Below are 11,090 nucleotides of genomic sequence, written 5' to 3'. Positions count from 1 at the left end.
CCCGCGGACCCCGCACACCCCCGCCGAGTACGCCGCCCGGGAGCGGTACCTGCACCGCGCCGCGATGGCGGCGTACTGGCGCGGGGAGCTGACCATGGGGCAGCTCGGCGACGTGTTCGGGCACCGGCGCGGTTGGGATCCCCGCCGGCACCCCGTCGAGCAGGAGGTGCTGCTCGCCCGGGCGATCAGGGACGCGAGGCTGGCCGACCACCGGGTCGCCGCCGAGCGGGAACGGTCGGCCTGGCGGGCCGCGGAACTGGCCGCCGAGTCGGCCCGCACACTCGCCGAGGAGGCGTACGCGGCCGCAGCCCGACTGCGGCCCGACCCGGCGCCGGCCCGCCGGGCGGCGACCGGTGCGGTACGTCCCGCACCGGTGGCGCGCTGGCGCCCGGCCCGCGTCGGTTGAGCCCGAGCGGCAGTTGAGCCCGATCTGTGACGTGAGCCCGGTCACGGGCCTGGGAAATCGGGCGCACGACGCGATCGGGCCCGTTGTTCGCGCGGATGCGACGACATTGTCGACGGCCTGTCCGGTTGTCGACCACAGGCGTCGCCGTCACCGGTTGTCCCATCGAGTCACGTCATCGGCAATACGCGCAGAAATTGTCGTCCAGAATGATGTTTACGCAGGTGGAAGCGGCTTGGCAGGCGTACGCGTCGGCCAGTACTGTCGTGCTGTCCGGTGCGGTTACCGATCGCAAGAGGCGACGCCGCGCCGACCCGCTCAATCGTGATCAACGAACCGGGGACCCATCAGTAAGTCCGGGGTGAATCCGCGAGCCACGGCCCGCGGTAGGGCGATCTTCCCGCCCGAATCCGTCAGCTAACCCGGTAGGCGGTGTCGGAAGGAGTTCCATCCTCGTGCAGCACCTCTCCACCCCTCGCTTGTTCCCCCGCCTCCACGGCGTTGCGGTGCCCCCGCTCATCCGTCCGGTGAGCTGACCCCCCGGGTCATCGCCCTTCCCGCCCGGCCGCGCCGGGCGATCCCCTCGAGCGGTTCACCATCCGCGGACCACGGTTCGCGCGCTGGCGCCTGCCCGGATACCGGGTCGGCCCCGGTGTGCCGCTCTCCCCCCGAACCGTGGAGGACCCCGTGAAGCACACCCTGAAGCGCCAGCTCCGCCGTCTCACCACCGAACGTCCGTACCAGATCGTCGCCGCCTCCGCCGCGGCCCTCGCGCTCGCGACCACCACCGGTGTCCTGCTCACCGACACCGACGACGCCCCGGCCGGCCAGCACACCGCGACCACGGTCGCCGAGATGCGCAGCGACATGGCCGCCTCCCGGAGCCAGGCGCGCGTCGCGTCCCCCTCGGCCAGCGCCGCGCCGAGCAGCGCCGCCCCGGCCACCAGCGCCGCGTCGCCCGCCGCGAAGGCCAGCGCCAACCCGGACCTCACCCGTAAGCCGACCCCGCCGAAGCCGCCCGCGACGAAGGTGCTCGACTACGACTACGAGGCGCAGAACACGTACTACAACTGCGGCCCGGCGGCCACCCGCAACGCGCTCAGCGCCAGCGGCATCGACCGCACCCAGAACGAACTCGCCGTCAAGCTGGGCACCACCGAGATGGGCACCAACTCGGCCCTGGACACCACCCGCGTGCTCAACGCCGAGGTGAAGGGTTCCCCGTACCGGACCCGGATGTTCGCGGGTGCCCCCAGCCCGGCCCAGATGGACCAGCTCCAGGCCGACGTCGTCAAGGCCATCACCGACGGCCGCGGCGTGGTGGCCAACGTCGCCGGCGACGCCGTCGACACCAACGGCGGCTGGCACTCCTACGGCGGCGGGCACTACATCGCCGTGGTGGGTTACAAGGACAACGGCCGGACCGTGCGGATCGCCGACTCGGCGAACGCGGCCGACCCGTCGTACTGGATCACCACGATCGACCTGGCCAACTGGATCGCCACCCGGGGCTACTCCGCCTGACCCAGGCGTGTGGACCGCCGCGGGCGCCGTCCCCCACGAGGGGCCGGCGCCCGCGGCGTCCTGGTAGGGCGGCCCGGCGTGCGCCGACGAGGACTCTCGTCCGGGGCCGCGAACCGTGGGAGACTGCGGCCGTGGTGGATGAATCGGGTGGTCAAGCCGGTCGTGGACCGATCCTGCTGCTGCTGCACGGGATGGGGGCGAGCGGGGACGTGTGGCTGCCCTGGTCGCCGTTGCTGGAGCAGCACTGGCCTGGGCGCTGGCTCGCCCCGGACCTCGCCGGTCACGGCTGGTCGGCGCCGCTGCCGTCGTACTCCTTCGCTGGTCTCGCCGACCGGATCGCCCGTGGCCTGGCAGCCGACGACCGTCTCGTCGTGCTCGGGCACTCGCTCGGCGGGGTCGTCGGTCTCGCGCTGGCCGCCCGCGACGCCGGGCTGCCGGTCGACGCGGTGGTCGGGTTGGGCATCAAGGCGGTCTGGTCGCCTGCCGAGCTGGACCGCGCCGCCGAGCTGGCCGCCCGTCCGGTCAGCTGGTTCGCCAACCGCACCGAGGCGGCACGCCGCTACCTGCGGGTCTCCGGGCTGGTCGGTCTGCTCCCACCGGACCACCCGGTCGTGGACGCCGGGCTGCGGCAGGTCGACGGCCGGTGGCGCCTCGCCATGGATCCGAAGGCGTTCGCCGTCGGCGAGCCCGACCTGGCCGCCCTGATCGCCGCCACCGACGTGCCAGTGGTGCTGGCCCGCGGCGAGCACGACCCGATGGTCACCGACGCGCAGCTCAAGGAGTACGGCGTCCCGGTCGTCACGCTGCCCGGGCTCGGGCACAACGCGCACGTGGAGGACCCGGCGGCGGTGCTGGCCCTGCTCGACGCGTACCGCTGAGGCGTTACACGCCCGCCGGGGCGGCGACGGTCCGCTCCGGCGCCAGCTCGCGGCGGGCGGCGGTCAGGAACGCCTCGGCGTACGTCTCGGCCGGGAAGTCGCCCAGGTAGTGGCGGCGGGTGGCCCAGCGCGCCTCGGCCGCCGGATCGGTGTCCAGCAGGGCGGTCAACACCTCGTCGGTGTTGGACATGTCCCGCCGCAGCACGTAACCGGCCCCGGCCAACGGGAAGCGCCGCACGAACCGGTCGCCCTCGTCGCCCATGTCGGTCACCGCGTACGGCTTGCCCGAGTAGAGGTAGTCGGAAATCACCCCGGACACGTCGGAGACCAGCGCGTCCGAGCGGTTCACGCACTCGGTCAGGCTCAACTCGCGCGCCGCCGCGCCGACGATGTGCTGCCGTCCGGTGCGGGCCCGGTCGGCGACCAGCAGCTCGGTCAACCGGCCGAGTTGCCGGGCCGAGGCCGGATTCTGCGCGGTGTACGGGTGCGCCCGCAGGATGACAGTGGCGCCGCGCTCCAGCAGCCGCCGCAGCAGCTTCTCGGCCACCGGCAGGGAGCAGTAGTCGGCGTCGGCGTGGTGCCCGGTCCAGGTGGGGGTGTAGAGCACCGTCGGGTGGGCGAGCCCGCGTACCGGTTCGGGGCGTACCTCGATCGACTCGACCTGCGGGCGGCCCACCACCACGAACTTCTCGGCCGGGATCCGTACGCCGGCGCGGGCGTACCGTTCGATCGCCGCCGGGCCGGCCACGAAGATCCGGTCGAAGATCCCGGACACCGGGTTGGCGCTGGGCGCCTTGTCGCTGTCACCGTGGTGCAACTGCACGTGGGTCAGCTGGGTGAACCGGATGCAGTGGCTGTTCTTGGCGCCGTGGTTGACGTAGAACGCCGCCCGCAGGCTGGGCACCAGCGCCTCGTCCATCGCCCGCAGGGTGGGGCAGTAGACCACCGGCGCGTCGGTGGCCGCAGCTATCGGCGCGAGGAACTCCGGCTCACGCACCAGCACCACGAACGGCCGGCCGATCCGTTCCAGGTACGGCAGCCACATGGTGACCTGGTACTCCGAACCGGGCGGTGCGGAGAAGTAGAGCAGGAACTCCGGCTCGTGCCGGCGCAGCGCGCGGGCCACCGCCCCGCCACCGGTCGCCGGCCGGAACCGGCGCCGGGCCAGGTCCAGGGCGACCGCCCCGGCCCCCACGCCCAGCAGCAGGCTGGCGACCAGCGCCACGACGGCGGGCAGCACCAGCGCGGCCGCGAGGGCCACGGCGGCGAGCAGCCCGAGCAGGGCGGTGCCGAGCTGGTCGGCGACCAGCGGCGTCCAGGACCGCACCAGCAGGTTGGCCGCCCGGATCTCCAGGTTCCCGGCCGTACGCAGCGGCCCCACCAGCAGCACCAGCCCCAGCAGGACCAGCGCGGTTGCCACCAGCGCCGGGTCGAGCCCGTCGTCGAGCCGCCGGGAGTAGCCGACCAGCACGGCGGCGGCGACCAGGGCCGTCTCGGCGACGAGGTCGGCGCCGGGCCGGATCCGCTGCTCGACGGCTGCCGCGGCCAACGCGGCGACGGCGAGCGCCAGCCCCCAGTCGGTGGCCCCGGTGAGCGCCAGCACGACGAAGGCCAGCACGGCCAGCCCGGTGCTCAGGCACCGGGCGGCCAGCTTCCGGACCAGGTCACCCCGCATGTCGCTCCGTTCGCCGCCCTCGCTGTTCCCGCTGTCGCCGTCAGTTCGCGGAAGCCGCCGCAGGCGCCTCGGCCCGGTCCGGGCCGGACTGTGCCGGCACGCTCGGCCCGTCACCGGGCGCCCGTCGTACGTCGATCACCTGGCCGGTCAGGTCGGAGATCAGCACGTCAAGCGACGACTGGGCGACGGCCTCGGCGGCGAGCAGGGTGTGCTCCGGCTCCTCGCCGAAGGCCCGGGTGCGCATCGGGGTGGCGGTCCGCTCCGGGTTGATGCAGTTGACGCGTACGCCGACGTCGGCCCACTCGTCGGCGAGCGCCTGGGTGAGGTTGACCAGGGCGGCCTTCGTGGCCGAGTAGAGCGCGTAGCGGGCCCGCCCCCTGGTGTACGAGCTGGAGGTGTAGAGCAGCAGCTGGCCCTTGGTCTGCTGGAGGTACGGAAGGGACTGCCGGGCGATGGTCACCGGGCCGACGAAGTTGACCTGGAGCACCCGGTCCATCGTCTCCTCGTCCATCTCGGCGAGGGCGCCCTTCTCCAGGATCCCGGCGGTGACCACCACGTGGTCGATGCGGCCGGTGGCCTCGAAGGCGGTCTTCAGCGCCGCCTCGACGTCCTCGGCGCGCTCGACGTGGGTGCCGGTGGTGGAGCGGCTGAACGGGAAGACCTGCGCGCCGTAGCGGCGGGCCAGCTCGGCCAGCTCGTGGCCGATGCCGTAGCTGCCGCCGAACACCACGATGGTGCGGCCGGTCAGCTCCTCGGCGTAGCTGCGGTGGTCGGTGAGTCGGGGCGCCTGCGCGGCGGCGAGCTGGAAGAGCTTGTCCGCCAGGTGCACGTCGACCGGGTGGGTGACCTTGATGTTCTCGTCCGAGCCGTCGATCACCTTGATCGGGGTGCCGGGCAGGTAGCGCAGCACCACGCCGCAGTCGTCGGTGGCGGCGAAGTCCGGGTCACCCTCGGCGATCCGGTACGCCTCGCGGATGGTGGGGGAGCGGAACGCCTGCGGGGTCTGGCCACGGCGCAGGCGGGAGCGCATCGGGATGTCGGTGATGCAGTCGTTGTCGTCGACCTGGATGATCGTGTCCGCGGAGGGGATGGCCACGTCCACGGCGTCATAGGTCCAGAGCGCGTTCACGCACTCGCGCACGATCCGGCCGCTGAGCAGCGGGCGTACCGCGTCGTGGAAGAGGATGTTGCAGTCGGCCGGGCCGACGGCGTCCAGGGCGATCCGGGTCGTCGCGTTGCGGGTGTCGCCACCCTCGATCACCTTGGTGACCTTGCGCAGGCCGGCCTTCTCGACGATCTGCCGGGCGTCCTCGACGTGGCCGGCGGCCATCAGCACGATGATCTCGTCGATCTCCGGTGCCGCCTCGAAGACCGCCAGGGTGTGCTCGATGATCGGCTTACCGGCGATCTTCAGGAGCTGCTTCGGGATGCCGAGGCCCAGCCGGGTCCCGGTGCCGCCCGCCAGCACCACGGCCACTGTCCGCGAGGGCCGCCACGGTGCCGGGGTCTCCGTTGCGGCGTCCGGGCCAGTGGTCTGGTCCTGCGTCATTGCCGGATCCTCACTCTCTTCGAATGCGTTAACGGAAGGTTCCGCCCGAGCGGCGACGGAATGAACCTTAACGCGCGGACCGCGCCGCCCCAACGCGGGCGACGCGGTCCATGGCGCCGTGTCGATGCCGGAGGTTCGCCGGCACTCTATTTGCTGTTCGCGTACGCCTCGTATCCGCGGATGACCTCGTCGGTGGGGCCGTCCATCCGGATAACGCCCGATTCCAGCCAGATCGTCCGCTCGCAGGTGTCGCGTACCGAGGAGAGCTGGTGGCTGACCAGGAACACCGTGCCGGCACCCTCGCGCAGTTCCCGTACCCGCTGCTCGCTGCGCTTGCGGAAACCCTTGTCGCCGGTGGCGAGCGCCTCGTCGATGAGCAGCACGTCGTGCTTCTTCGCGGCGGCGATGGAGAACCGCAGGCGGGCCGCCATGCCCGACGAGTACGTTCGCATCGGCAGGCTGGCGAAGTCGCCCCGCTCGTTGATCCCGGAGAAGTCGATGATCCCCGCGGCCTGCTTGGCCACCTCGTCCGGGTGCATCCCCATGGCCAGGCAGCCGAGCACCACGTTGCGCTCACCCGACAGGTCGTTGAGCAGCGCCGCGTTCACACCGAGCAGCGACGGCTGCCCCTGGGTGTGGATCGCGCCCCGGTTGACCGGTAGCAGGCCGGCGATGGCCCGCAGGATCGTGGACTTGCCCGAGCCGTTGCTGCCGATCAGCCCGATCGCCTCGCCCCGGTACGCGGTGAACGAGACGCCCTTGACCGCGTGCACCTCCCGGACGTTCGGCGCGTGGGTGCGCTTGACCAGCCGGCGCAGCGCGGCGACCGGCGTGGTGCCACCGGCGGCGCCCTGGTGCACCCGGTAGATGATGTGCGCGTCGTCGACCACCACTGTCGGGATGCGCTCCTGGGTGGCGGTCAGTGTCGCGGTCGCCTCGGTGGAGGCCCCGATGTGCTCAACCACGGCCGTACTCCTGTTCGCCGCGCCAGAAGTAGATGAAACCGCCGATCCCGGCCACCAGCGCCCAACCCGCCGCGACCAGCCAGAGCTGGGTCAGCGACTCGTTGAGCAGCGGCGCCTGTTCGAGCAGGGAGTAGCGGGCCAGCTCGATGTAGACCAGCAGCGGGTTGTACTGCACGAGCGTCGTCGCCCAGCCGGGCAGCCGCTCGAAGAGGCTGACGCTGTACAGGACACCGGAGCCGTACATCCAGGTGCGCATGACGAACGGCATGACCTGCTTGAGGTCGCTCGACTTGGAGCCCAGCCGGGCCACCAGCAGCACCACGCCGGCGTTGAACACCGCCTGCAGCAGCAGGGCCGGAACCAGCAGCAACCACTTCAGGGTGAGCGGCTCGCCGGTGACCAGCACGATGCCGATCAGCACCACCATCGAGGCCAGCAGCTGCTGGAACTGGGTGATCGTGGTGGACAGCGGCAGGCTGGCCCGGGGGAAGTGCAGCGCCCGGATCAGCCCCAGGTTGCTGCTGATCGACTGGGTGCCGGCCAGCACCGCGCTCTGGGTGAAGTTGAAGATGAACAGCCCGGTGGTCAGGTAGGCGATGAAGTTCGGGATCTCGTTCTGAGCCAGCACCACCCCGAAGATCAGGTAGTAGACCGCCGCGTTGGTCAGCGGGGTGAGCACCTGCCAGAGCTGGCCCAGCTTGGCGTTGCTGTACGAGGCGACCAGTTTGGCGTTGGCGTACGCGGCGATGAAATGCCGGTAGGCCCACAGTCGGCGGCTGTACTCGACGAGGCTCGGTCGCTCACCGGCGACCCGTAGCCCGTGCCGAGCGGCCAGCTGCGCCTGGGTCAGGCCCGTGTCGGGGTCGACCAGCGCGGTGGTGGCCATGGATATGGCGCTCCGATCTTTCGTGCAGACGGGGTTGCTCGCGACGATGGGATCCTAGTGGGAAGTGTGCGCGGGGCGCCGCCTCGTCGCTGCGTGGACAGTAGTCCGAAACACGTCGGGACGCAACCGTATCGTCGTTGCGCTACGCTGGCCGGCGTGACCTGCGAGAAGAGTCTCTGGTGACGTCCGAGAAGAGGCGTGCCCCGGCCGGTGCGGCGGTGCTCCGTGGAGAGATCACCACGGCCATCAGGCGCGCGCTGATGCAGGAACTGGCCGCGGTCGGCTACGGCCGGCTCTCCATCGAGGCGGTCGCCCGCCGGGCCGGCGTCAGCAAGACTGCGATCTACCGCCGGTGGAACTCCAAGCTCGACCTGGTGCTGGAGATCGTCGCGGCGGCGGCGCACGGCAAGCTTCCGGCGCTGGACACCGGCACCCTGCGCGGCGACCTCACGCTGCTGTTCCAGGCCGTGGCGCACGCGCTGCGCCACCCGCTGGCCTCGCAGATCATCCCGGACCTGCTGGCCGAGGCCGCCCGCAACCCCAGCATCGACGCGACCCTGCGTCAGGTGCTGCACGCCCGCCAGCAGGACATCGGGGGCCGCCTGGTCAACCGGGCCGTGCAGCGGGGAGAGCTGCCCGCCGACACCGACCCGGACGCCGCGATCGACCTCATCGTCGGCCCGCTCTACTGGCGGATCGCCATCGCCCGGCTCCCGCTCACCGACAGTTACCTGGAGCGGCTGGTCGAGTCCGTGGTCGCCGGGCTCGGCGCGACCGGCGCCGTGCCGCACCCGAGGGCAGCTCCGATGGCCGGCTGACCGGCCCCGCGACACCCTTCGAACGGTGGGCCCGGATTCCCTGCCCGCCTCCGCTAGGCTGCCCCCTTGACATCGGGCTGTCACCGAGAAGACATCCACTTTTCGCCCCCACATTCGCCGCCGGACGACAAGGACGACCCGTGACGAAAGTCGAAGACGCTGTTGTGGCGCCAGCGCCAGCCGACCGAGAGGCCGCCCCGATCGCGGACGCCGCAGCGGCGGACACCAGCCGGTCCGGGCGCGGCCGGGGTCTGACCGGTCGACTCAACGCCGGTGTGGCCGCCGCACCCGTCCTGTTCACCGACGCGGCGGTGGTCGGCTTCGCCCTCTGGACCCTGCTCTACCACCTCAACCTCGGGCTCAACCTGCGTCCCTCGGTTGTCTTCCTCGGCTGGGTGGTCCTGCTGCCGGTCGTGGCGTACGTGACCTGGAAGCTCCGGCGGCGGGACCGGGTCGTCCGACCTGCCGACGACGAGCCGGCTGGCACGCCGGCCGAGGCGCCCGCCGACCGGATGGCGCTGCTGCGCCGGTACGCCCTACCCGTCGGCGCCGCGCTCGGTGCGGCGCTGTTCGCCGCCCTCGGCACGGGCACAGTGACCTGGTGGTTGGCGATCGGGCTCGGCCTGGTCTCGGTCATCTCGGCGTGGCTGGCCGTGTCCCGCCGCGGCGCTCCGGCCGACGCCGGTGCCGCTCCGGCCAGCCGGGAGACCACCCCGGCGCAGGGCTGGGTGGTCCTCGTCGTCTCGCTGGCCGCCGCCTACTTCGCCACACTCATCGGTCGGGTCTCCCTCGACGACGTCTTCTACGTCGGCAAGTCCGTCTGGGTGGCCGAGCGGGACGAGATCCCGTTCCGGGACTTCCTGTTCACCGAGGGCGTCCTGCCGGCCGGCTCGGCGAACCCGCCCCTGCCGTCCTTCGAGGTCTTCATCGGGGCGATGGCGCGCGTCCTGCACGTGCACGCCGCGTCCGCGACGTGGTACGTGCTCCTGCCGGTGCTCGCCGTCTTCGCCGTCTTCGCGCTGTGGCGTCTCGTGCAGCGGTGGGCGCCGCGGCGGCCGCTTGTCGCGTTCGGCGTGGCGGCGGCCTACATCCTGCTCGTGGCGTACTTCGCCGACTCGTTGAACACGTACCACCTGCCCCGGCTGACCCAGGGCAAGAGCGTCTTCGTGCACGCGCTCATCCCACTGGCCTGGGTGTACTTCACCGACTACCTGGAGCGCCGTTCCCGGCGCTCGCTGATCCTGCTCGCCCTGCTCTCCGTGGCGAGCGTCGGCTACACCACCACGGCCGTGATGCTCCTTCCCCTGATCGGCGCCGCCGTGGGTGTCGCGCTGCTGGCCACCCGGCGGGTGCGCGACGCCGTCCTGTGCTTCGCGGCCGTGTCGCTCTACCCCGTGTTGTCCGGCGGGCTCGTGCAGGTCCTGCGCGGCGGGATCGAGACGACAGTCGCCACCTACGCGCCGCTGCTGCCGCTGCGGACCATCTACGAGCTCACCCTGTGGCTCGGCATCCTCGGCGTCATCGCCGGGCTCGCCGTGTGGTGGTCGCCCCTGGTGCTGCGCGCGGGCGCGCCCCGGCAGCTCGCCGCCGGCGCCGTGCTCGCGGTGACGGTCCTGCTGATCCCCGGGATTCTCAAGGTCGCCGGTGACGTCAGCGGTCTGCGGGCGGTGCTCTGGCGCGTGCTGTGGATCCTGCCGGTGCCGGCGCTCGTCGGCATGCTGGCAGTCATCCGGCTGCCCCGCCTGCCCCAACTGGCCCGGGTCAACCGCGTCCTGGCCTTCGCGCTGCCCGCCGTGCTGGTGTGCGTCTTCTACACCCAGGGCAAGCCGATGTGGACCGACGACCTGGTCCAGACGAAGCCGACCTGGCGGATGCCGGAGGCCCGCAAGGCCTCCTCCTTCTGGATCAAGAACCTGGACAACCGCCCGCCGGGCCTGGTCCTCGCACCGTCGTCGGTCATGCGGGCGCTCCCGCAGGTCACGACCGAGGTCCGGGTGGTGCTTCCGCGCGACCTCTACCTCACCGACTACGGGATCGGCACGGAGTTCTCCCGGGACCGGCTGCTGCTGGCGAGGTTCGCCGACGCCGATCGGACCGTCTCGATCTACGAGGTGGACGCCGCGATGCGCCGGGTGGGGGTCAGCCTGGTCTGCGTGTGGAAGTCGAACACCCTCGTCGCCGACGCCGCGCCGTACCTGGGGCTGGAGCGGATCGCGTCGCGCAAGCCACCCGGCGCGATGTACTGCTACCGCACGACCGCCTCCCCGACCGCTGGCGGCTGACCTGCCGGAACATGTCGTCACCACGGCCCGGGCGCCCCACCGCGTCCGGGTCGTGGTGTGTCGGCCCCGGCCCGGCGTGCGGGCGCGCCGCGATCGGGTGACGGTCCGCA

Annotated in this window: 8 protein-coding genes, 1 pseudogene and 1 riboswitch; of the genes and pseudogenes, 5 read left to right on the top strand and 4 right to left on the bottom strand. The window is 72.1% G+C overall.

The features are described from left to right. From FHG89_RS09375 to FHG89_RS09365, 3 genes and pseudogenes are all read left to right on the top strand, one after another. A pseudogene (locus FHG89_RS09375) lies at window positions 1–406 on the top strand (hypothetical protein); the annotation flags it as partial. A 302-nt stretch (window positions 407–708) separates the two neighbouring features. Further along, a riboswitch (cyclic di-AMP (ydaO/yuaA leader) is annotated at window positions 709–850 on the top strand. A 228-nt stretch (window positions 851–1,078) separates the two neighbouring features. Beyond that, window positions 1,079–1,927, top strand: coding sequence for a C39 family peptidase (locus tag FHG89_RS09370; RefSeq protein WP_208760912.1), 849 nt, complete (start codon window positions 1,079–1,081; stop codon window positions 1,925–1,927). A gap of 131 nt (window positions 1,928–2,058) precedes the next feature. Continuing rightward, entirely contained in the window at window positions 2,059–2,805 is a 747-nt protein-coding gene (locus FHG89_RS09365) for an alpha/beta fold hydrolase (protein WP_139583976.1), read from the top strand. Between the two features lie 4 nt (window positions 2,806–2,809). Here the strand turns inward: FHG89_RS09365 and FHG89_RS09360 are convergent, their stop codons facing one another. The 4 genes from FHG89_RS09360 to FHG89_RS09345 all read right to left on the bottom strand — a co-directional run bounded on the left by FHG89_RS09360 (window position 2,810) and on the right by FHG89_RS09345 (window position 7,880). Then, complete coding sequence (locus FHG89_RS09360; protein WP_139583975.1) at window positions 2,810–4,480, bottom strand: CDP-glycerol glycerophosphotransferase family protein; 1,671 nt, start codon at window positions 4,478–4,480, stop codon at window positions 2,810–2,812. Window positions 4,481–4,520: 40 nt separating this feature from the next. Further along, window positions 4,521–6,029 (bottom strand): bifunctional cytidylyltransferase/SDR family oxidoreductase, encoded by a 1,509-nt coding sequence (locus tag FHG89_RS09355; protein ID WP_139583974.1) that lies wholly within the window; start codon window positions 6,027–6,029, stop codon window positions 4,521–4,523. 146 nt (window positions 6,030–6,175) lie between these two features. Then, window positions 6,176–6,994 (bottom strand): ABC transporter ATP-binding protein, encoded by an 819-nt coding sequence (locus FHG89_RS09350; RefSeq protein WP_208760911.1) that lies wholly within the window; start codon window positions 6,992–6,994, stop codon window positions 6,176–6,178. After that, a complete protein-coding gene (locus tag FHG89_RS09345; protein WP_139583973.1) occupies window positions 6,987–7,880 on the bottom strand; it encodes an ABC transporter permease in 894 nt (297 codons plus the stop codon). Before FHG89_RS09345 ends, FHG89_RS09350 begins: the two co-directional genes overlap by 8 nt. 218 nt (window positions 7,881–8,098) lie before the next feature. Between FHG89_RS09345 and FHG89_RS09340 the strand changes: the two genes are divergently transcribed. Both FHG89_RS09340 and FHG89_RS09335 read left to right on the top strand, forming a co-directional pair. Further along, the gene (locus FHG89_RS09340; protein WP_139583979.1) at window positions 8,099–8,698 is read left to right on the top strand and encodes a TetR/AcrR family transcriptional regulator; all 600 of its coding nucleotides are present in this window, start codon (window positions 8,099–8,101) and stop codon (window positions 8,696–8,698) included. 140 nt (window positions 8,699–8,838) lie between these two features. After that, on the top strand, window positions 8,839–10,980 hold the full coding sequence (locus FHG89_RS09335) for a DUF6077 domain-containing protein (RefSeq protein WP_139583972.1): 2,142 nt from the start codon (window positions 8,839–8,841) through the stop codon (window positions 10,978–10,980). Window positions 10,981–11,090 lie beyond the last annotated feature (110 nt).

Origin of the sequence: Micromonospora orduensis (assembly GCF_006228125.1) — a bacterium.
GTDB classification, from domain to species: domain Bacteria; phylum Actinomycetota; class Actinomycetes; order Mycobacteriales; family Micromonosporaceae; genus Micromonospora; species Micromonospora orduensis.
Note: the sequence above shows the minus strand (reverse complement) of the source record. Positions and strands in the feature narration are given on the sequence as shown.

Bases quoted from the DNA above. Each gene is read 5' to 3' on its own strand.
- FHG89_RS09360 (WP_139583975.1), bottom strand. From the start codon at position 4,480: ATGCGGGGTGACCTGGTCCGGAAGCTGGCCGCCCGGTGCCTGAGCACC.
- FHG89_RS09355 (WP_139583974.1), bottom strand. From the start codon at position 6,029: ATGACGCAGGACCAGACCACTGGCCCGGACGCCGCAACGGAGACCCCG.
- FHG89_RS09345 (WP_139583973.1), bottom strand. From the start codon at position 7,880: ATGGCCACCACCGCGCTGGTCGACCCCGACACGGGCCTGACCCAGGCG.